Origin of the sequence: Streptomyces sp. NBC_01217 (assembly GCF_035994185.1) — a bacterium.
In the GTDB taxonomy this organism is placed as follows: Bacteria; Actinomycetota; Actinomycetes; order Streptomycetales; family Streptomycetaceae; genus Streptomyces.
Genome location: NZ_CP108538.1, coordinates 2,814,637 through 2,835,653 on the forward strand (window position 1 = coordinate 2,814,637; position 21,017 = coordinate 2,835,653).

The 21,017-nt window shown below is 68.6% G+C and carries 20 protein-coding genes, 1 tRNA gene and 1 pseudogene; 11 read left to right on the top strand and 11 right to left on the bottom strand.

Going from position 1 to position 21,017, the window contains the following annotated elements; all coding sequences use genetic code 11:
• Positions 1–76: 76 nt before the first annotated feature.
• From OG507_RS12290 to OG507_RS12320, 6 genes and pseudogenes are all read left to right on the top strand, one after another.
• Positions 77–1,207 carry an IS110 family transposase gene (locus OG507_RS12290; protein WP_327367224.1) on the top strand — a complete coding sequence of 377 codons (1,131 nt, stop codon included), beginning with the start codon at positions 77–79 and terminating at the stop codon, positions 1,205–1,207.
• Positions 1,208–1,248: 41 nt separating this feature from the next.
• Positions 1,249–2,016: pseudogene (locus OG507_RS12295) on the top strand (IS3 family transposase); the annotation flags it as partial.
• Between the two features lie 197 nt (positions 2,017–2,213).
• Entirely contained in the window at positions 2,214–3,284 is a 1,071-nt protein-coding gene (locus OG507_RS12300) for an IS110 family transposase (RefSeq protein ID WP_327367225.1), read from the top strand.
• A 25-nt stretch (positions 3,285–3,309) separates the two neighbouring features.
• On the top strand, positions 3,310–3,522 hold the full coding sequence (locus tag OG507_RS12305; RefSeq protein WP_442810967.1) for an IS3 family transposase: 213 nt from the start codon (positions 3,310–3,312) through the stop codon (positions 3,520–3,522).
• Positions 3,523–4,562: 1,040 nt separating this feature from the next.
• Positions 4,563–5,327, top strand: coding sequence for a snapalysin (gene snpA, locus OG507_RS12315; protein ID WP_442810968.1), 765 nt, complete (start codon positions 4,563–4,565; stop codon positions 5,325–5,327).
• Between the two features lie 157 nt (positions 5,328–5,484).
• Positions 5,485–5,697, top strand: coding sequence for a hypothetical protein (locus OG507_RS12320; protein ID WP_327367226.1), 213 nt, complete (start codon positions 5,485–5,487; stop codon positions 5,695–5,697).
• A 100-nt stretch (positions 5,698–5,797) separates the two neighbouring features.
• On the opposite strand, the gene OG507_RS12325 is transcribed toward OG507_RS12320, so the two are convergent.
• A tRNA-Val gene (locus tag OG507_RS12325) sits at positions 5,798–5,872 on the bottom strand.
• 254 nt (positions 5,873–6,126) lie between these two features.
• Here OG507_RS12325 and OG507_RS12330 point away from each other — a divergent pair.
• From OG507_RS12330 to OG507_RS12345, 4 genes are all read left to right on the top strand, one after another.
• Positions 6,127–6,891: a DUF4097 family beta strand repeat-containing protein gene (locus OG507_RS12330; protein WP_327367227.1), complete on the top strand. Its 765-nt coding sequence runs from the start codon at positions 6,127–6,129 to the stop codon at positions 6,889–6,891.
• A 71-nt stretch (positions 6,892–6,962) separates the two neighbouring features.
• Entirely contained in the window at positions 6,963–8,348 is a 1,386-nt protein-coding gene (locus OG507_RS12335) for a hypothetical protein (RefSeq protein ID WP_327367228.1), read from the top strand.
• Between the two features lie 115 nt (positions 8,349–8,463).
• Complete coding sequence (locus OG507_RS12340; RefSeq protein ID WP_327367229.1) at positions 8,464–9,051, top strand: DUF4383 domain-containing protein; 588 nt, start codon at positions 8,464–8,466, stop codon at positions 9,049–9,051.
• 44 nt (positions 9,052–9,095) lie between these two features.
• Positions 9,096–9,329, top strand: a complete 234-nt coding sequence (locus OG507_RS12345; RefSeq protein WP_327367230.1) for an FmdB family zinc ribbon protein — start codon at positions 9,096–9,098, stop codon at positions 9,327–9,329.
• A 51-nt stretch (positions 9,330–9,380) separates the two neighbouring features.
• On the opposite strand, the gene OG507_RS12350 is transcribed toward OG507_RS12345, so the two are convergent.
• The 4 genes from OG507_RS12350 to OG507_RS12365 form a co-directional block, all read right to left on the bottom strand.
• The gene (locus OG507_RS12350) at positions 9,381–10,040 is read right to left on the bottom strand and encodes an O-methyltransferase (RefSeq protein WP_327367231.1); all 660 of its coding nucleotides are present in this window, start codon (positions 10,038–10,040) and stop codon (positions 9,381–9,383) included.
• Positions 10,040–10,951, bottom strand: coding sequence for an HAD family hydrolase (locus OG507_RS12355; RefSeq protein WP_327367233.1), 912 nt, complete (start codon positions 10,949–10,951; stop codon positions 10,040–10,042). The genes OG507_RS12350 and OG507_RS12355 overlap by 1 nt, the downstream gene beginning before the upstream one ends.
• Positions 10,948–13,554, bottom strand: coding sequence for a phosphoribosyltransferase (locus OG507_RS12360; protein ID WP_327367234.1), 2,607 nt, complete (start codon positions 13,552–13,554; stop codon positions 10,948–10,950). Before OG507_RS12360 ends, OG507_RS12355 begins: the two co-directional genes overlap by 4 nt.
• A 64-nt stretch (positions 13,555–13,618) precedes the next feature.
• The gene (locus OG507_RS12365) at positions 13,619–14,782 is read right to left on the bottom strand and encodes an HpcH/HpaI aldolase/citrate lyase family protein (RefSeq protein WP_327367236.1); all 1,164 of its coding nucleotides are present in this window, start codon (positions 14,780–14,782) and stop codon (positions 13,619–13,621) included.
• 220 nt (positions 14,783–15,002) lie between these two features.
• Between OG507_RS12365 and OG507_RS12370 the strand changes: the two genes are divergently transcribed.
• Entirely contained in the window at positions 15,003–15,890 is an 888-nt protein-coding gene (locus OG507_RS12370) for a TerD family protein (RefSeq protein ID WP_327367237.1), read from the top strand.
• 46 nt (positions 15,891–15,936) lie between these two features.
• Here the strand turns inward: OG507_RS12370 and OG507_RS12375 are convergent, their stop codons facing one another.
• The 6 genes from OG507_RS12375 to OG507_RS12400 all read right to left on the bottom strand — a co-directional run bounded on the left by OG507_RS12375 (position 15,937) and on the right by OG507_RS12400 (position 20,627).
• On the bottom strand, positions 15,937–16,671 hold the full coding sequence (locus OG507_RS12375; protein ID WP_327367238.1) for a TerD family protein: 735 nt from the start codon (positions 16,669–16,671) through the stop codon (positions 15,937–15,939).
• Positions 16,672–16,812: 141 nt separating this feature from the next.
• On the bottom strand, positions 16,813–17,958 hold the full coding sequence (locus OG507_RS12380; RefSeq protein ID WP_327367239.1) for a DUF475 domain-containing protein: 1,146 nt from the start codon (positions 17,956–17,958) through the stop codon (positions 16,813–16,815).
• Positions 17,959–18,030: 72 nt separating this feature from the next.
• Positions 18,031–18,606, bottom strand: coding sequence for a TerD family protein (locus OG507_RS12385; protein WP_266361694.1), 576 nt, complete (start codon positions 18,604–18,606; stop codon positions 18,031–18,033).
• Positions 18,607–18,757: 151 nt separating this feature from the next.
• The gene (locus OG507_RS12390; RefSeq protein ID WP_203185949.1) at positions 18,758–19,333 is read right to left on the bottom strand and encodes a TerD family protein; all 576 of its coding nucleotides are present in this window, start codon (positions 19,331–19,333) and stop codon (positions 18,758–18,760) included.
• A gap of 147 nt (positions 19,334–19,480) precedes the next feature.
• Positions 19,481–19,939 carry a peroxiredoxin gene (locus OG507_RS12395; RefSeq protein WP_327367240.1) on the bottom strand — a complete coding sequence of 153 codons (459 nt, stop codon included), beginning with the start codon at positions 19,937–19,939 and terminating at the stop codon, positions 19,481–19,483.
• A gap of 250 nt (positions 19,940–20,189) precedes the next feature.
• The gene (locus OG507_RS12400; RefSeq protein ID WP_327367241.1) at positions 20,190–20,627 is read right to left on the bottom strand and encodes a DUF3052 domain-containing protein; all 438 of its coding nucleotides are present in this window, start codon (positions 20,625–20,627) and stop codon (positions 20,190–20,192) included.
• Positions 20,628–21,017 lie beyond the last annotated feature (390 nt).

The following is a 21,017-nucleotide window of genomic DNA, read 5'->3' on the forward strand; positions in this document are numbered from 1 at the left end:
CCGCCAGTTGAGGGCTTTTCGGCGATGTGCCGCCCCGTCGGCGTGTCCGTTCTTCGCGATGTGGCCTGATAGAAGCGTGCTGTTCGCCCGATTGAGGCGTGCCCCCGCGGAGAACGACGACACCTCGTCCGACTCCCGTTGGAGGCATCCCGTGATCGTGGTCGGTATCGACTCCCACAAGAAGACTCGCACCCTGGTCGCGGTGGACCAGGTCGGAAGGCGCCTGACGCAGCTGACCGTGGACGCCACCGCCAGGGGCCGCCGGCAGGTCTGCGTCTGGCTGGGACAGTTTGAGCAGGTCCTACTCGCTATCGAGGACTGCCGGCATCTGACCCGACGTTTCGAGGCGGACCTACTGGTGTCGGGGTACGCGGTGGTGCGCGTGCACACGCGACTGATGGCCGGCGCGCGGCGCTCGGCCCGCGAGCGTGGCAAGTCTGATCCGATCGACGCTGAAGCGGTGGCTCGAGTCGCTCTGCGAGAGCCCGATCTGCCCAAGGCCGAGTTGGACGGCCCGACCCGCGAGGTCAAGTTGCGCTCCGATCACCGACGCACTCTGGTCCGGCAGCGCACCGCCATCGCCAACAAGCTGCGTTGGTTCCTGCACGAGATCGACCCCGAGCTGGTCGTTCCTTCGCGCGGTCTGAAGCGCCTGTGCGTCCTGGACAGCTTGGAAGCGGGCCTCGTCGCCCGACGCGGAGTCGTGGCGGAGATCGCGTTGGATCTGGTCCAGGATTGTCGGCGCCTGACCCTGCGCATCAACGCGATGGAGGCCCAGCTACGGCATCTGGTTCGCGAACTGGCTCCGAATCTGCTGGCGGTGCCCGGATGCGGGGCCCTGTCGGCGGCGATGATCCTCGGAGAGACGGCCGGGGCCACTCGCTTCAAGTCCAAGGACGCTTTCGCCCGGTTCAACGGCACCGCCCCGATACCCGTCTGGTCCTCCAACACGGTTCGCGTCCGCCTCAATCGGGGAGGCAACCGCACCATCAACAACGCCCTGCACATGGCTGCCGTCACCCAAGTCCGTCAAGACGGGCCCGGCGCTGCGTACTACGCCAAGCAGCTCGCCGCGGGAAAGACCGTGAAAGAGGCTCTGCGACTGCTGCGGCGCCGCATCTCCGACCGGGTCTTCCGGGCTCTGCTGGCAGACGAGGCTGCCCATGACGACCAGCAGATCATCCAGGAACTGCCGCAGGTGGCTTGACATAGAAGCATCGCCGAGCTCGACCGGCCACACACACGCTCGTAGCCTTCATCGACGAGCACAAGGGCCGCTTCGGCGGAGTCGAGCCGATCTGCCGCGTACTCACCGAGCACGAATGCAAGATCGCCCCCTCCACCTACTATGCCCACCACAAACGTCAGGCCGCACCCTCAGCCCGGACCGTGCGCGACGCGGAACTCAAGGAATTGATCCGTGAGGTCTTCGAGGCCAACTACCGTGTATACGGGGCGCGGAAGATCTGGCGTGCACTGAACCGGCAAGACCATCAGGTCGCCCGCTGCACCGTCGAACGCCTGATGCGCGAGATGGACATCGCCGGAGCGGTCCGTGGCACACGCGTGATCACCACGCTGCCCGGCGGGCAGGCCGGGCGGGCCCCGGACCTGCTGGACCGCGACTTCGTCGCGCTCGCCCCGAACCGCTGCTGGGTCGCTGACTTCACCCACGTGAAGACCTGGGCCGGTGTCGTCTACGTCGCCTTCGTCGTGGACACCTTCTCCCGCCGCATCGTCGGCTGGTCCGCGGCCACCGTGAAGGAAACGGTGTTCGTGCTGGACGCCCTCGAGATGGCGCTGTGGCAGCGTGACCGCGATCAACACCCGTTCCAAGCAGGCGAGTTGATACATCACTCGGATGCCGGGTCGCAGTACACGAGTTTCCGGCTCGCCGAGCATCTGGATACTGCGGACATCGCCGCCTCTATCGGATCGGTCGGCGACGCCTACGACTGTCATTCTCTTCGTACCGGATCCCGCAAGGATCGGGTAGTCCCGGCCGCGACGGTCTGACTCTTGCTTACGACCGACCCCGCGGGTGTCCTGGCGTTGATCTGTCGACCGTCCGGCCGGGCACGCAGCAAGCGCTGCCGCCGGACGGACGTGACCTCATAGGAGCCTGGAGCCAACTCGTCAAAGCGTCCCCGTGACAGTCCTGTCCGTCCGGCCGGCGACAGCGTGCACCCACGCTACCGGCCGGAAGGAACGCGGTGACCTCCAACGAGCAGCACAGGTCCGGGCACGTCGTGATCGGCGTCGACACTCACAAGCACGTGCACGTCGCAGCCGTGATGGACACCATCGGCGGGATCCTGGCTACCTTGACGATTCCCACCGACACCGGTGGATTCCAGCAACTCCTGGACTGGGCAGGCTCATACGGCAGGATTCTGGCCTTCGGAATCGAGGGCACCGGCTCCTACGGCGCCACCCTGGCCTCGTTCCTTCGACGGGCCGGGCACAAGGTGGTCGAGGCCGGCCGCCCGGACCGGCGACTGCGACGGATGAACGGAAAGTCCGACACCCTGGACGCCGAGAACGCCGCCCGAGCCGTCCTGGCCGGGTTCGCGACGGCCACCCCCAAGAGCGCAGACGGCGAAGCCGAGATGATCCGGCAGCTCAAGATCGCCCACGACCAGGCCGTCGGACAGCGCACAGCGGCGATGGTCACCATGAAAGCGATGCTTGTCCACGCTCCCGATCCCCTGCGCAACGAGACCGCGGGGAAAACGCAGATCGCCCTGGCCCGCCACCTGGCGGCCTTGCGCCCGCGCCAGCTGGAGGGCCCCGAGGACGCACTGCGTCATGCCCTGCGCACACTGGCCAAACGGTGGCAGTACCTCGACGCCGAGGCCAAGGACCTGACGAAAATGATCGCCGATCTGGTCCACCGCGCGGCCCCACAGCTGCTTGAACCCTTCGGCATCGGCGTCGATACTGCTGCCGAGATCCTCGTCGTGACCGGCGACAACCCCGAACGCATCAAGTCCGAAGCCGCCCTCGCCAAGCTCGCCGGCATCGCGCCCGTGCCGACCGGCTCCGGCATGACCAGCGGCAGGCACCGCATCAACCACGGCGGCCACCGACAGCTCAACGCCGCGATCTACCGCACCGTCATCGTCCGCATGCGATTCCACCAGCCCACCATCGACTACGTCGCCCGCCGCACCGCCGAAGGCAAGACGAAACGCGAGATCATCCGCTGCCTCAAGCGCTACGTCATCCGCGAGGTCTACCACCTGATCCGACCCGCCCCACGAACGACCGCCGCCGCGAGTTGACAACTATAGGAGCGTCAATGCCCTGATGGAGAGCACGATCGGACTTTTCAAGACCGAGCTGATCAAGCCCCGACGGCCCTGGAAGACACTGCCCGATGTCGAACTCGCCACCGCCGAGTACGTCGACTGGTACAACCACCGACGACTCCACGGTGAAATAGGCCACGTCCCGCCCGTCGAATACGAGAAAAACCACTACCTCGCAACCACGAAACCCCAGGTCACAACCAATATCTGAGATCTCTACCGAACCCGGAACGGTTCAGTAAGTCGGGGCCCGGGATTCGTACTTGGGCACCCAGGAGTGCACCGACTGCCCCGACACCCAAACTGCCGCCCGCCGCCTCGTGGTCGACCGGGACGCCGGTCGATGCCCATCGACCGGCGGCGGGCGCCGATCGCGTGCGGCGTCGCTGCATCTCCCTCACCAATCTCCACCACCGCCAGCCCAGGCTCCAACATGAGCACAGCGTTGATGTCTCCCATGCCGTACGAGACGGGCCTCGCCAGGCCGGAGTTACGCCGCAGACCACAGTTCACCCAGTTGTGTTGCCGGGTACGTGCGGGTCAGCGGCATCAAGGTAGTGGGACGCATACGCAGCAACCCGGCGGCCAGCGGCTTTCGGACGACAGCCCGACCCGCATAGTCCCGAAGCCACTGGGTGCGACGTACACGCTGCTGGAGGCGGGCGAGGAACCGGCCGACCTCTCGCCCACGCCGCTCACCGGGCTGCACGGCGGGCCGGGCTTCCATCCTGATCAGGGCTGAGCGGCGGCGGCTCAGCGGTGAGGGATGCCGCCCAAACGCCGAGGGTGACTCCCTGGGGAGGCGACTCGGGGCCGGTGGAGCGCGAAAGAAACGGAAGCCCATATCTTATGACGTCGGTCACAGCGCTCCGGCAACCGACCGGCGTACTTAGTAGACACATAGTGGACGACATCTGATGTTTTGTCCTATTTGGCCTGAATGCGGATCTCGCCGCACGTCCCGCAATTCCGCCCGGCCGGCCCGCACGCTCGCTGCCCCGTGGTGTAAGGCTTCTGACGTCGCGACAGCTTTCCCTCCCGCCGCCATGTGCGAACTGGAGACCCGCGCACTGCCCTGGCGAGGTCCTGGGACCTACGAGGCGACGTAGTGACGGGACCCTTTGCGCTCCCTGTCGAGCCGTTCTAAGAATGACGAACCCACAGGACGTCGCTGCAGTTCGGAACCGGAGTGCACGCAGAGTCGACCGCGCACCGGGCGCTTGGCGTCATCGAGTGAGTAGGAGCCCCCACATGAAGTCGTCCCGAACGTCCGCGAGACTCCTCGCCCTCGCTCTCGGCCTGGGGCTGGCCTCCAGCGCGCTGGGCGCGGCGGTGCCGGCGAGCGCTCACACGGCCGCCACCCCGTCCGCTTCCGCCGGTACCTCCGTGGCGCGGTACGACGGGTCGGTTGGGGAGGCCGCGAACAACAAGGCGTTCTTCGAGGCTGTGCTCAAGTCGGTCGCCGAGAAGCGCGCCGCCCAGCCCAACGCGCAGGCGGTGACCATCTACTACAACGCCTCCCAGGCACCGAGCTTCCGTTCGCAGATATCGAGCGCGGCCTCGATCTGGAACAGCTCCGAGTCCAACGTCAAGCTCCAGGAGGCTTCGAGCGGTGCCGACTTCTCCTACCGCGAGGGCAACGACCCGAGCGGTTCCTACGCCTACACCAACGGCCGCGGAAGCGGCTACGTCTTCCTTGACTACGCCCAGAACAAGCAGAACGACTCGGTTCGCGTCGTCACCCACGAGACCGGGCACGTGCTGGGCCTGCCGGACGACTACAGCGGGCCGTGCAGTGAGCTGATGTCGGGCGGCGGCCCCGGCCCGTCCTGCATCAACCGCTACCCGAACGCCACCGAGCGCTCGCGTGTCGACCAGCTGTGGGCCACCAAACTCGCGCAGGCCCGGGGCACGGTGAACCGGCCCGCTGACCACCTGAGCACTGCGCCGCCGGTACGGACCGTGGCGCCGGGCCACGGTCCGGGGCGTCAGCTCCACAGCACGTCCTGGAATTGATTGCGTTCCCAAGTGGGAAGCGGCTCGCTGTCGAGCATGGCTTCAACCACACGCTCAACACGGTCGCCTGAGCACTCTTGCAGGCTGGCCGACAGACGCTGGTGCTTTGTATGGCTGTCCTGGGAGGGCAGAGCCGGGAGGCGAAGCCAACCGCCCAATGGTTGGTGACCTTGAACGTGGCCAACAGGGCCGGGTTGGTCGCCAACACTGCCAGCCCGGCCACGATCAGCAGAGGCCGGCCGCGCTGATCTATCAGCACCTGGTCAACGGGCGGGACCACGCGATCGCCGCTCACGTCGACGAGCAGATCAAAAAGGTCCGCCCGGCCGAGCCCGCCGAGGAGGGTCCGGAGGAGGCATCTGGCACGTGAATGGCACGACGCCACTCCCCCGCCGGAATCGCGGAGGAACGATCAAGGCCCAGGCTCCCGGTTCGATGCCGGTGACCTGGGCCTTTGTCGTGCTACCTACTGGTGGGCGCGGACGGTTTCGAACCGCCGACATCTGCTTTGTAAGAGCAGCGCTCTACCCCTGAGCTACGCACCCGTGGATGAGGCAACAGCGTACATGGACTACGGCCCACGGTCACAAACGGAGTCGGGCACCGCAGTGAGCACGGGCCGCAGGGGCGGCAGGGGTGGTGGGGGCGGCCTGAGGTGCGGGGGCGCTGTGGTGTTGTTCGGGGGATATCCCTACCCCTCATACGGTAGCCGTCCGGATTCTGGTGGGCGGGCTGCTTACGTACCGTGAGGGCGACAGCGTCGGGGCCGTCCGGCGTGCGAGCTGGGGGAAAGATCATCGTGGCATTCCGTACCCGCACTCTCATCGCGTCCGGTGGGGTCCTGCTCATCGGTCTTGGCCTTGTCGGCTGCGGCAGTACGGATCCGGGGGACGCGCCCGCCGAGCGCAAGTCGTTCGCGTTGAGCGGGAAGACGCTGACCATCCGGTCCGGCAATACGTCTCTGGAGCTCGTACCGGCCGATGTGCGGAGGGTCGAGGTGACCCGCCATGTGGACGGGTGGGTCGTTCTCGGGAGCGGGCCCGATCCGCGGTGGAGGATGCAGGACGACACGCTCACGCTCCAGGTGAAGTGCAGCGCGCTGATCAGCAACTGTGCCTCGCAGCACCGGGTGAAGGTGCCGCGCGGGGTGGCGGTGGTCGTCGAGGGGGACAACGGGAAGGTCGTCGCGTCCGGGTTCGGCGCTCCTCTTACGCTGCGCGCCGACAACGGCAAGGTGACCGTCCGGGACTCCAGTGGGCCCCTTGAGCTGGAGAGCGACAACGGGGGCATCGTCGCCGAACGCATCTCGGCCAAGTCCGTGTCGGTCCAGTCCGACAACGGCGGGGTGCGGCTCGGGTTCAGCTCCGTGCCCGATCTCGTGGACAGCAGGAGTGACAACGGGGGGATCACCATCGATCTGCCGGGCGGTTCCACGAAGTATGCGGTGGACGCCGGTGCGGACAACGGACGCGTCTCGGTGGACGTCCCGCGCAGCGACGACAGCAGCCATGTGGTGAAGGCCCGGAGCGACAACGGACAAATCACGGTCCGAAGCGCGAACTAACCGGCCCGTGTGTTCGTCCTTACCTGGTGGGAGAATGTACCGGGCAGGGCGAAACGGCACGGGAGAGGGATGTGACGGCGACACACGCGCGGCCGCAGGCGAGAGCGGGTGGGAGTTCCGCCGTCAGGGGCGTCAAGGATGTCCTCGTGCTGATGCTGCTGCCTGTGCCGCTGCTCGCTGCCGCGCTGCCTGCCGCGTTCGCCGGTGGCGGTACGCGGCGCTGGTTCGGCGGACGCGGGGAGAGCCAGCGCGCCGACGCTCAGGCCGCGAAGGACGCCGCCGCTGCCGCCTTCTACGAGCTGGACACGGCTCAGCGCGATCTGCGGATCTCGATCGAGACGATCACCGCGGTGGACAGCTCGCCCGGTGCGCGGAAGGCCGTGGACGACTTCGCCGCTCTCGGGCGGCGGATCGACGAGGCCAGTCATACGTACATCACCGCGGTCGACGCACACGATCTGGACCGGGACGGTCTGGAGCCCGCGGTCGCCGCCCGTGCCAGGACCGAGCTGACCACCGCCAAGGACGAGCTGGTACGGGTCAAGGGCGAGCTGGACCGGTTCGCGCAGGGTCTCGGGCCGTTGCTGGGCAGTGCGGAGACGCAGCTCGCCCGGCTCGCACCCGCCGTGGAGCGGGCGCGCCAGGCGCTCCTCGGTGCGAGCAATGCTCTCGATGCGGTGCGGGCGTCCGGCCTGCGAGCGGACGATCTCGCCGCGCGTCTGGCCGCCCTCGCTCCCGAGCTGACCAAGCTCAACCAGGGCGCAGGCCGGCACGGCGTTGCGGAGACCCTGCAGCGCGCCGACCGGGTGCTGCGCGATGCCGAGGCGGTACGGGCCGAGGCGTCCCAGCTGCCCGAGCGGGCCGCCGAGATCGACCACCGGCTGGTGTCGCTGCGCACCCGCGCCCAGGCGTTGACGACCCGGGCAGGCTCCGTGGAGCCGGTGTTGAGCGAGCTGCGGCGGCGGTTCTCGGCCGCGTGCTGGCAGGATCTCCAGCCCGTGCCGGAGCAGGCGGCGGTCAACGTACGGCGGGCCGAGGAGAAGCTGAAGGAAGCCGCCGAGGCGCGCGACGAGCAGCGGTGGGCCGATGCGACCTCCCGGCTGAGCACGGTGCGCGCCCTGCTGAACGCCACGGACGAGGCGGTGTCCGCGGCCGGTGACCGGCTGCACCGGCTGAACGACGTGGCCAAGGACCCGCAGCAGGAGATCCAGCGGACCCGCTTCGCGATCCGGGACGCCCAGCGCCTGGCCATGGCCGGACGCAACACTCCCGAACCGCGTCACGCCCGTCCGCTGGACGATGCCGTGGCCCGGCTGGAGCGCGCCGTCGCCGGTCTGGAGGGGCGCCACCCCGACTACTGGCACTTCCTGACCGAGACCGAAGCGGTACGGCGGACAGCCGCGCGGGTGGTCTCCGAGATCCGTGAGGAGCGCGGGGCCGGCAGCGGTAGCGGGTAGCGATAGCGGGCAGCGGCAGTGGTTGCGGGTAGCGGCAGCAGCGGGTGACGCGCGGCCTGATGTGCGGCGGCAACTCCGTGGGCGGATCCTGGTAGTACGCCCGAAGGAGACCGACATGGCCACCCATGTACTGCACACCACCGGACGACATACTCCACGCCGCCGCCACAGATCCACCCGGCTCGACAAGCACCTGCCGGTCGACTACAGACTCAACCGCGTCTACCGGGTCGGTGCGGGGCTGATGGGGCTGGTGCTGCTCGCCTTCGGAATCCTGGGGCTGATCGACAAGATCGGGTTCTTCAACACCGGCGGAGCCACCGTCGCGGGCCTCAACACCAACGGCGCCCTCAGCGTCCTGTCCATCTGCGTCGGCCTGCTCCTGTTCATCGGGATGGTGATCGGCGGCAACTTCGCCTCGACGCTCAACATGATTCTGGGCATCGCCTTCATCCTCAGCGGCTTCGTCAATCTCGCGCTGCTGGAGACCGACTTCAACTTCCTCGCCTTCCGCCTCCAGAACGTGCTGTTCAGCTTCGTGGTCGGCCTGATGCTGATGGTCTTCGGGATGTACGGGCGGGTCAGCGGCGGCCTTCCGCACGACAACCCGTACTGGCGGGCCCGCCATCCCGAGGAGGCCGCGCAGGAGATGCGGATGGGGCGGAAGGCGACGACGCCGATGCCCGTCGTACGCCGTCCCTAGCCGTCCTCGGGGCGGTGCCGGATAGTGCCGGATAGCCTGGGGCCATGCCTCGTTACGAGTACCGCTGCCGCTCCTGCGGAGACACGTTCGAACTCAGCCGCCCGATGGCTCAGTCCTCGGACCCGGCCTCCTGCCCCGCCGGGCACGCCGACACCGTGAAGCTTCTCTCCACCGTGGCCGTGGGCGGGTCGTCGGCCAGGTCCGCGCCCGCCGCCCCGTCGGCCGGAGGCGGGGGTGGGGGTGGGGGCGGCTGCTGCGGGGGTGGCTGCTGCGGCTGAGGGAGCCCGGCACGAGTCGCGCCGCTGCCGGACTGCCGGCGCCGGCCGCTTCTACCGCTTACGGGACAGCGTCAGGCCGTCCGAGACGGTGAGCAGCACGCTGTCCATCCGCGGATCGGCGGCCACATGGTCGTTGAACTCCTTGATCGCCGCCGCTCCGCCCGTCGCCCGCGGGTCGGTCACCCTGCCGTGGAAGAGCACGTTGTCCGTGACGACGAGACCGCCCTGCCGCATCCGGGGCACCAGTTCCTCCCAGTACGCGATGTAGCCGCCCTTGTCCGCGTCCAGGTAGGCGAGGTCGATGTGCGGTTCGGCCGGCATCGCCCTCAGCGTGTCGAGCGCGGGGGCGATACGGAGTTCGATCCGGTCGGCGACTCCCGCCTTCTCCCACGCCTCGCGGCCGTAGGCGGTCCACTCCTCCGAGATGTCGCAGGCGATCAGCCGGCCGCCGGCGGGCAGTGCCTGCGCCATCGACAGGGCGGAGAAGCCGGTGAACGTACCGACCTCCACGATGTGCCGGGCCCCGGTCAGCCGGACGAGGAAGGCGAGCAGCGGTCCCTGTTCCTCGGCGGACTGCATGCCCGCGTGCTCGGGCAGTCTGGCGTACGTGGTCTCGACGAGCTCGCGCTGCACCGCGTCGAGCGGTGGGTTGTGCGCCGGCATGTACGCGTACAGCTCGTCCGTGATCTTGGTTTCGTTGCCCTTGGCCATCACATGCTCCTCGTCGGTCCCTCCTGGCCCGAGACCCGGAGGAAGTGCCGCAGGATCTCCTCGCCCGCGGCCACACCGTATGCGCCCGTCACGCTGACGTGCGGGGCGCTCCAGCCGGTGTCGGCGAGTTCGCCGTGGGCCGGGCGCCAGGCGCGGTCGGCCGCGAGGAGCAGGTCGGCGTCGAGGAGGCTGTCACCGGCGGCGAGGGTGCGCGTGGCGCCGGTGCGCCGGGCGACCTCGGTCATGGCGGCGCTCTTGGTGAGCGGGGCCGGCACGGCGTAGATCTTGCGGCCCTGGAGGGAGACCGTCCAGCCCCGGGGCTCCGCCCACTCCCCCAGTTCCTTGACCCAGCCCTCGGGCAGCAGCTGACGTTCGACGACGAGATAGGCGAAGAGATCCTCGGCGACCCGTTCCTTGAGCAGCCATGCGGGGTCGGACGCGGCCAGGAGATGGGCGCGGACCTCGGCGAGCGAGGCGCATTCGTCGGCGACCCTGCGGGACACCTGCTTCTGCCAGTCCGGGTCGGATTCGCCGTCGACGAGGAGGTGTCCCCCGTTGGCGCAGATCGCGAACCGGGGTGCGGGGCCGGGGAGCCGGATGCGCCCGTACTGCTCGCGGGTGCGGGTGGTCGTCGGGACGAAGACCGTGGTCCTGGCGAGTTCGTCGAGCAGGTTCGCGGCCGTCTCGGTCAGATAGGAGAGAGGCTTGTGGCCGTACACCTCTACGCAGAGCAGCCGTGGGGCCTCGGCGTCCGGCATGGAGAGCTGGAGCGCGGCCGTCGAGTAGATCAGGGTGCGGTCCAGGTCACTGGCGACCAGCGTCGCAGGGGTGGCCGAAGCGGTCTCGGTGACCGGGGCAGCCGCGGTGGCCGAAGCGGTCTCCGGAGCCGTCGCGGCAATCGGGGTGGTCACTTCGACTCCACCGCCTTGCCGTCCGCGCCCGTCGCGCCCCTGGTGTACTTCGGGTGGATCAACCCGACGCAGGTGTACGGGAGTTCATCGACCTCCTCGACCGGTACGCCGCGCTGCTCCGCCAGCAGGCGGATGTGTTCGAGGTCCGCGCCCGCGCCGCGCTTGGCGAGGATCTTCCACGGGACGCGGCGCAGCAGTACGCGGGTCGTCTCGCCGACGCCCGGCTTGACCAGGTTCACGTCGTGGATGCCGTACTCCTCGCTGATGCGCTCCACAGCGGCCCAGCCCTCCCAGGTGGGCGCGCGGTCGGCCGCGAGGAGCTCCTTGACCTCGGCGTCCACGGCGTCGACGACCTCGTCGAAGCGGTCTGCGACGGTGTCGAGGAAGTGGCCGGACACATCGGCGTCCGCGAGCTCCCGGTAGAACTTCGCGCCGTGGTAGTCGTCGGGGCCGACCAGGTCGGAGCGCAGGACGGTACGTGAGATCAGCCCGGACACGGTGGAGTTGAGGCAGGCGGACGGAATGAGGAAGTCCTCGCGGGTGCCGTAGGTGCGGACGCAGCCGCCCGGGTCCGCCAGGACCGCGATCTCCGGGTTGAAGCCGTCGAACCCGGCGAGCGCCTCGGACAGTTCACGTGTGATCGCACCCTTGCCGGTCCAGCCGTCGACGAAGACGATGTCCGCCGGATCGTGGTGGGCGGCCAGCCAGCGCAGGGCGTTGGCGTCGATGCCGCGGCCCCGCACGATGGAGATGGCGTAGTGCGGCAGATCGATTCCGTGCCGCTGCCGGGCCCAGTGGCGCATGAGCACGCCGACGGGGGTGCCGGCCCTGGCCAGCGAGACCAGTACGGGACGAGGGGTGCGCTCGGCGAGGACCGTCTCCGTGACGGTGCCGACGGCGCGCGCGACGCGGGCGGCCGACAGGTCCAGCGCCGCCTTGAACAGGTTCTGGTACTGGGCGGACGGCTGGTACTCGACGGGCAGCGACTCGGCGTAGTGCGCGCCACCGCTCTGTATCGCCTCCTCGCGCTCCTCGGTGGGCGCCTCAAGTTCGGTGTCCGAGAGGTCCTGGAGCAGCCAGCCGACGTCGTCCGGCGCATAGGAGGAGAAGGCGGGTCCGCGGAGGGGCTCGGGCAGCATGGGGGGCTCCTGCCGTTCGGAGGTGTACGGGGAGGCGTGCTCGGAGGCGTACGGGGATACGCCCCACGGGACATCCGCCGGGACATCCGCCGGGGCGCAAGAGGGGACGTACGACGGGACGACCGCGAGCAGGACGTGGTCGGTGTGCGCGGCGAGCTGCGCCAACAGGCCGTCGGGGGCGTGGAGTTCAGGGGTGTCGGCGGTGGAGTCGACGGCGACGACCACGGCGTCGAAACCGGCCCCCGCGACGTTGTACGCATACCGGTCGCCGGGTCCGTCGGCCGGGTTGTCGTGGGCCGGGAAGACCAGTCGGCTGCGGATCGCGTAGCCGGGGTCGTCCACGGCGAGGACGGGGGAGCGCGTGGTCGTCGAGTAGCGCACCTCGGCGTCGGTGTGGTCCTCCAGGGCCATGCCCAGGCGGAGGGGGGCGTACATCAGCTCCTCGAAGCCGAGGACCAGTACGCGGCGGGCAGCGCCCAGTGACGCGGCGATGCGGGCGGCCATGGCCGGAAGGGCGGGTTCCAGGGCGGCCCGGTGGGCGGGGGTGAAGCCGTGCCGTCCCCCGTCGGGCACGCCGTCGGGCCACTGGAGGTCCACCCGGGTACACGGGCGGCGCCCTGTCCCGACGGCCGCTCGCGGGGTGGCGGAGCCGGCCCCTTCGTGGGCGGCGACCAGGGCCTGGCCCTTCTCCAGAACGCCCTCCGGGAGCGTGACCGTGCCCGAACTCCTCGCCACCAGGTCGACGCGCGCGCCGATCTCCGCGGCGAACTCGCTCAGCCGGCCGTGGTCGGCCGGTGACCGCATGTCCACCAGGGCGACGATGACGTACCGGCTGCGGGGGTACTGCTCGTGCAGCGCGCGGATCGTGTTGAGCACGGTGTTGCCCGTGGAGAACTCGTCGTCCACCAGCACCAGCGGCGCGTCGGAGGGAACACCGTCCACGGCGGTGCCGCCCCGCTCGCCGTCCATGGCCTCGCGCCCGCCGGCCAGCAGGTTCGGGTCCTCCGGGAGGAGCAGGTGCGAGGTGGCGTGCGAGTGCGACTCCTCGAAGCCGCCCGCCTGTGCCACGCCCTCGACGGGGCGGCGTGTCGAATGGAGGTACGGCGCCACGCCGAGCCCGTCGGCGACCGCGTGGCCGAGACCGGTGGCCGTCTCCGCGTAACCGAGCACGACCGCCCGGCGCGCCTCGGCGTCGCCGAGGAGCTCATGCACCCGGCGGCCGAGCTCGAATCCGGCGCCGTACACCACGGAGGGCTTCTGCGGCACGTGCTTGCCGAGCACGTTCGACACGAGCAGGTGGGCCCGCTTGGGGTTGCGGCGCAGGGCGAGGCCCAGCAGCTCCTTCAGCTCTCTGTCGCCGTCGGGCCTTCCGTCGCCGACGAGCTCGACGCCCAGTCGCTCCGCCACCCAGCTGCCCGACCACACCACGTTCGCCGTCTCTTTCCTTGCCGCGCGCCCGCTCATCGGGACACGCTCGTTCCGCGAGGCGCACTCGTTCCACGCGACGCGCGCGGTCCGCGGGGCCCGCTCATTCCGCGAGGCCCGCCGCCAGCAGTTCCACGAAGCCGACGTCTTCTCTCGCCACTCCGAAGACCTCGGCCCGCTGAAGGGTCCGCTCGGCCCAGGCGCGGTGCGGCTTCACTTCGTTCATCTTGTTCGTGTACGCGGACCGCAGCACGCCACCGCCGCCGCGCTCCGGCCGCAGGATGTCCTGTGCGTCGCTGAACTCCTCGTGGCTGACCACGGACAGCGCATGCACGGGCGCGACGTGTGAGGGATGGATACAGGTCTTGCCGAGCAGGCCGTTGGCCCGGTCGAGTTCGATCTCGCGCAGCAGGCCGTCCAGGTCGTGCTCGATCAGTGCCGTACGCAGTTCCTCGGCCCGGCCCTCCAGGAAGGGGCTGCGGCGCAGCTGCGGTTTGAACATGCGCTCCTGGAGCCTGAAGTACTCCCACACCGGCCCGGTGATCGTGAAGCCCGTGCCGTCCGCCCGGCCCAGCACATTGACCACGTCGGCGATGACAGCGCCGACGATCTGTACGTCGTACGCGGTCATGTCGGGCGCCCTGCGGAGCCCGTACGCCGAGCAGAAGTCGGTGACACCGAGCCGCAGTGCGAGCACCCGGTCGCGGTACTTGTTGACGGTGCGGGCGATTCCCTGGAGGGCTTCGCGGCGGGTTTCCAGATGCAGCAGCTCGGGGGATTCGAGAACTGGCATCGCGAACAGGCGCCGGCCGCTCGCCTTTTCGGCGTTGGTGAGCGCTTCCAGGAAGAGCACGCCGCGCTCTTCGGTGAACTTGGGAAGTACAAAACCGGACAACAATCGGACGGTGCCGCCGAGCCGGTGCACCAGGTCGACGATCTGCTCCGGTTCCCGCACCCGGATGAAGAGCAGGGGCACCTCGGCGCCGCGCGCATCGAGGTCGGCGAACTGTCTGACCAGGTTCTCCTCCGCGACCACGACCTCGGAGTCATCGATCGAATCCTCCAGGCACAGCACCATCGAGACGACACCGCGCCCGGCCTGCTTGATCACGTCGTCAGCAAGTCTCGGCCTGGTGGCAGGACTGTAGAGGGTCGCTCCCAGGGCGGCCGAAAGCATGCGGGCCGGCGAGTCCGCGCTGAATTCGCGCGGCTCCTGGAAGAACAGACCCTCTCTCGCAGCGGGCGCAATATGCCCGAAATGACGCATGTGATTCCCCCGAACTGCCTGACCGACCGGACAACGTATGGCCGGTAATAGTACGTACGGACGGGTGTCCACAGTTCCCTACGTGCATGAATTCCGGGTAACTCGTCCATTTCCCGACGGGTCCACGTACTGCGGACGACCTGATTCCGACGCGTCGCCGAGATATCCGGTGCGACCCCCGCGTTGTCCGCACGGGCAGCCAGCAGGCAGGATGACGGGCATGACGCACGCGATGGTGAAAGGCTCGAACGTCCCTCTGGACGCCATGGCCGTAAGGGCCGTGCTGCGCTGGACCCCGGGCGCCGGGGTTCCGGATGTGGACGCCTCGGCCCTGCTGCTCGGAGCGAGTGGCCGCGTGCGCTCGGACGAGGACTTCGTCTTCTACAACCAGCCCCGCCACCCCTCCGGCCTGGTACGACGGCTGCCCAAGCGCAGTGTCCCCGAGGGGCTCACCGACACCATCGAGGCCGACCTCAACGCGCTCGACCCCTCGGTCGACCAGGTGGTCGTCGCGGCGTCCTCCGACGGAGCCGCATTCGCTCAGGTGCGCGATCTGCGGATCCTGCTGTACGACGCGGCCTCGGCGGGCGGGGACCCGCTCGCCGTCTTCGATGTGCGGCCGGAGACCGGCGAGGAGACGGCGATCATCTGCGGCGAGCTCTACCGGCGCGGCGATGGCTGGAAATTCCGGGCCGTGGGACAGGGCTATCCGACCGGTCTGGTCGGCCTGGCGACCGCCTTCGGCATCTCGGTCGACGAGGCGGAGGCCGCGGCGGAGCCCGATCCGGCTCCTTCACCCGCAGCGGACCTCTCGCCCGTGACCGCGCCCGCTTTCCCGCCGCCCGCGCCCGCCTTCCCGCCCGCGCCGGCTCACGACTCGCAGGCCACGGTCCAGCAGCCCGCCTACGGCTACCCGCAGCCCGCGGTGGCCCAGCACGCTCCGCAGTCCGTTTCCCAGCCCGCGTACGGGTATCCGCAGCCCGCCGCCCAGCCCGCCGCCGCCGCTCAGCCCGCCTACGGCTATCCGCAGCCCGCCGCGGCCGCGGCGCCCGCCCCCGACCCGAATTTCGTGCTGCCACCGCAGGGACCGCAGTTCGTACGGTCCTGACGCGCTCCCGGCGGGGACGGACGCACCGCACCCGCTCCGGCGTCGCTCAGGTCCGGGTCTTGTAGCCCCGTCCCCACTGCATGCCCCAGCCGTACAGCCGGTCCAGCTCCGACTGGAATCCGTACACGAACTTCACCTCGCGCCGCACGATCAGCTCGTCCTTGATGTTCTCCACCGTGAACACGGCGCAGGAGCGGGCCTGCGGGGCCCGTTCGTCGAGTTCGATCTCGATCCGCGGACCGTTGCCCGGGTAGAGCGTCACCTTGGCGTGCGTACGGTCGAAGGCAGGCGTCTGGTCGTAGATGTAGACGAAGAACAGCAGCCGTTTGATCTGGTCGCGCTGGTCGAGGTTGACATAGACGGTCTCGCCCGAGGGCGCCCCGAAGCGGTCGTCCCCGCTGAGCCGGATGTACGGCGGCCCGTTCAGATCGCCGATGAGGTTGCCCAGCGGCTGGACCACGCCCTTGGTGCCGTCCTTCAGCTCGTACATGCAGCCCAGGTCCAGGTCGACGTTGACCACGCCCTGGGTGTGCGCCTGGACCACATCGGGCTGGAAGAGCTTCAGGGGCCGCAGCAGCCGGCCGCTCTGCCGCGACCTGCCCTCGATGTCGGAGGTGCGCATCCGCCAGGAGAGGTTGACCCGCAGATTGCCGGTCAGCGCACCCTGCTTGGTCAGTGAGACCGTGGCGTGCCGCCTGGAGAGCACGATGGAGTTGGTCGACGCGTTGCCCGACTCGAACTGCGCCTCCCGCCTCGGCCACAGGCTGTCCCAGAACGCCATCCCCAACCCCCACACGTATCGGTAGTGCACCGGCCCCGCACACATCACTGCGGGGCGGCCGCAGGGCCGGGTCCGGGTGTTCCCGGAGAACCGTCGCCGTACGGACCGCCCCGCTGAAAGCGTTCCTCAATCCCTACCGGGTCACACCCCGGACGGGACTTCTGCCTTGGAACCCGCGTCGCCGCCCCCGCCTTCGGCCTCCAGCGCACGGTTGCGCCGGACCGAGGACCAGAAGGACCAGGCGATCAGCACGACGCCGACGAGACCGGTGATGATCTCGTTGATCTGGTACTGGATGGTGACGAGGAGAATGACGGCCAGCGCGCCGATCGCGTAGTGGGCACCGTGCTCCAGGTAGACGTAGTCGTCGAGGGTGCCCTGCCGGACCAGGTAGACCGTGAGCGAACGGACGTACATGGCACCGATACCGAGGCCGAGGGCCATCAGCACGATGTTGTTGGTGATGGCGAAGGCGCCGATGACACCGTCGAACGAGAAGGACGCGTCCAGCACTTCCAGGTAGAGGAACATGAAGAACGCGGCCTTGCCCGCGAGTACGACCGCGGAGACCTTCTTGCCGCTCTTCTTGGCCTCCTCCTCGACCTCGTGCTCCCGCTCCTCCTCTTCCTCCAGCTTGTTCTCGAAGAAGCCGGAGAGACCGCCGACGACGAGATACGTGATCAGACCCGCGACCCCGGCGAGCAGGACGGTCTCCGCCTTGTCCACATGACCGCCGCCGTGCTGGTGCGCGTTGGTCGCGAAGGTCATGGCCGAGATCAGCAGCACGATCAGCGCGATGCAGACCGACAGCATGTCGACCTTGCCGAGCTTGGAGAGCGGGCGCTCGATCCAGCGCAGCCACTGAATGTCACGCTCCTCGAAAATGAAGTCGAGGAAGATCATCAGCAGGAACATGCCACCGAAGGCGGCGATCGCCGGGTGGGCGTCCGTGACCAGTTCCTGGTAGCGCTCGGGCTGGTTGAACGAAAGATCGACCGCTTCGATCGGGCCCAGCTTGGCGGTGACGGCCACGATCACGACGGGGAACACCAGCCGCATACCGAAGACCGCGATGAGCACACCGACCGTGAGGAAGATCTTCTGCCAGAAGGCATTCATCTTCTTCAGGATTCCGGCGTTGACCACCGCGTTGTCGAAGGACAGCGAGATCTCCAGGACGGAAAGGATCGCAACCACTCCGAAGGCTTCCCACCCCCCGTAGAACACCGCTGCGACCAGGCCGAGCGCGGTAATCGCGAACGACCAGCCGAAGGTTTTCAGAAGCACTGGCTACCCCATCGTGTTATGTAACGGGTCTCCCCCGGGTGTGTACGGGGCTCCCCCGCGCCGTGCGCGGCTTTACGAAACGTTGACCCCGAAGTCTAGAGCGATGCCTCGCAGACCCGACGCGTACCCCTGTCCCACCGCTCGGAACTTCCACTCGCCGTTGTACCGGTACAGCTCGCCGAAGATCATCGCGGTCTCCGTCGAGGCGTCCTCGCTGAGGTCGTAACGCGCGAGTTCCTGGCCGTCCGCCTGGTTCACCACGCGGATGAACGCGTTGCTGACCTGGCCGAAGGTCTGTCCCCGGTTGTCCGCCTCATGGATCGAGACCGGAAAGATGATCTTGTCGCAGTGCGCCGGCACCTGTGCGAGGTTCACGATGACCGACTCGTCGTCGCCCTCGCCCTCACCCGTGAGGTTGTCACCGGTGTGCTCCACGGAGCCGTCGGGGCTCGTGAGGTTGTTGTAGAACACGAACCATTCGTCGCCGAGCACCCGGCCCGACTGGCACAGCAGCGCGCTGGCGTCGAGGTCGAAGTCGGCGCCAGTGGTGGATCGTGCGTCCCAGCCGAGCCCGACCAGCACCTGGGTGAGGTTGGGTGCGGCCTTGGAGAGGGAGACATTGCCTCCCTTGGCGAGCGTGACGCCCATGGTGTGTCCTCCCCGAGTCGATGAAACCGTCTGTTGAGCCTGTGAACGGGCTGTTGAGCGCGTCCGGCGCCGCACGGTGTGCGGCGCCGGACGGGGTACCTGTCGGTGCGGCCGGGGCTGCGCCTGGACGGCTCGGCCCGGTCGCGCCTTCTCAGACGTTGACGCCGAAGTCCTGCGCGATGCCGCGCAGCCCGGAGGCGTAACCCTGGCCGATGGCACGGAACTTCCACTCCGCCCCGTTGCGGTACAGCTCGCCGAAGACCATGGCGGTCTCCGTCGAGGCGTCCTCGCTCAGGTCGTAGCGCGCCAGCTCGGTGTTGTCGGCCTGGTTGACCACGCGGATGTACGCGTTGCGCACCTGGCCGAAGCTCTGCTGGCGGGACTCGGCCTCGTAGATCGAGACCGGGAAGACGATCTTGTCGACATCGGCCGGAACGCCGGCCAGGTTCACCTTGATGACCTCGTCGTCGCCCTCGCCCTCACCGGTGAGGTTGTCACCGGTGTGCTCCACGGAGCCGTCGGGGCTCTTGAGGTTGTTGAAGAAGACGAAGTTGCCGTCGCTGCCGACCTTGCCCTCCGCGTTCGTCAGCAGGGCGCTGGCGTCGAGGTCGAAGTCACCACCGGTGGTGGTACGGGCATCCCAGCCCAGACCGACGATGACCGCGGTCAGATTGGGCGCGGCCTTGGTCAGCGAGACGTTGCCGCCCTTGCTGAGGCTGACTCCCACGAGTCCTCCCATTGGTTTCCTTGGGGGCCGGCGGGCGCCGGCGCCTCCACGTTGCGTTGGCATCCGATCAACGAGTGGATCCTAGTGACCGGTTCCCGGCCGGAGCAGGCTTTTGGCAGGGACGCCCGCGGATCCACCGGACCCGGATCAGAGCGTGTCGAGCGCCTTGATGTAGTCGTTGAGGTCGCGCGCGTCGGGCAGACCGTTGACGACGGTCCAGCGCACCACGCCCTCCTTGTCGATGATGAAGGTGCCGCGCACCGCGCAGCCCTTCTCCTCGTCGAAGACGCCGTAGGCCCGCGAGGTCGCGCCGTGCGGCCAGAAGTCCGAGACCAGCGGGTACTCCAGGCCTTCCTGCTCGGCGAAGACCCGCAGGGTGTGGATGGAGTCGTTGGAGACGGCGAGCAGCTGCGTGTCGGCGTTCTCGAACCTCGGCAGCTCGTCACGGAGCGCGCAGAGCTCGCCCGTGCAGACGCCGGTGAAGGCGAACGGGTAGAACAGCAGCACGACGTTCTTCTCGCCGCGGAAGTCGGAGAGCTTCACGGTCCGGCCGTGGTTGTCCTTCAGCTCGAAATCCGGGGCCTGGGTGCCGACCTCGATCGCCATGAAACGCGTCCCTTCGCTACGTTCACCGGGCTGGGCTGTCCGGGTGGCTCCCACCCTACGCAGAGCCCGCAGCAGGCCGCGCAGCGCCCGCACGGGCACATCCCGCGCCCGGTCCGCAGGTCGCCAGGTCGCCCGGTACGAAAGAGGAGACCCCGGCAGCCGTACGCGAAAGGCCCCCAGCCGTACGCAGAAGGCCCCCGGCGGCGCATGCCGTCGGGGGCCTTCAGGGCGAGTGCGTGGCACAGCCGGTTCAGCGCTTGGCTCTGGCCGCCTTCGGCGTGACCAGACGGCTGCCCGTCCAGTCCTTGCCCGCATTGATGCTCTTGGTCTGGGAGAGACCGGCCGTCTGAGCGGCCTCGTTGATGTCGCTCGGTTCGACGTATCCCTCACGGCCGGTCTTCGGCGTCATCAGCCAGACCGCGCCGCCTTCCTCGATCAGACCAATGGCATCCACCAGCGCGTCCGTAAGGTCGCCGTCCTCGTCTCGGAACCACAGCAGGACGACGTCTGCGACGTCGTCGTAGTCCTCATCGACGAGATCCTGGCCGGTAGTGGCCTCAATGCCCTCACGGAGCTCCTGCTCGACGTCGTCGTCGTAGCCGATCTCCTGGACCACCTGTCCGGGCTCGAACCCCAGGCGTGCTGCCGGGTTGGTCCGCTCCTCCGCGTGGTCCGCGGTCGCGCTCACGGGTTGCCTCCTGATCATGTTTCGGAAAATGCTTCAGCCACGCGCGTGCGCGGGGCGTTGGCCGTAGTCCACACGGGAGCGGCGGATCGCGCAAGTACCCAGCGTGCGAGACCGCCTAAACGGTGACGATCCCTGTCACGTCGCCGCACTGTCGGCAGGTCCCTCGCGGGGCCCGGCGCTACCGTCACACCCTTTACGTCCTTCCACAGCTTATGCCGTTTCGGTTCGCCATTCGGAGTCGAACATCCTTTGGGAACGCTTGGACGGCTTGGGCGTATGGTTGCGGTTTGGACCAGCCCATCCCCGCGCGCAGGACGCGATGTCTCGCAACACGGCGGTTACCCCTCGGTAGAGGTGACGTTTGCGCCCCCGCGGTACACGATGGTGATG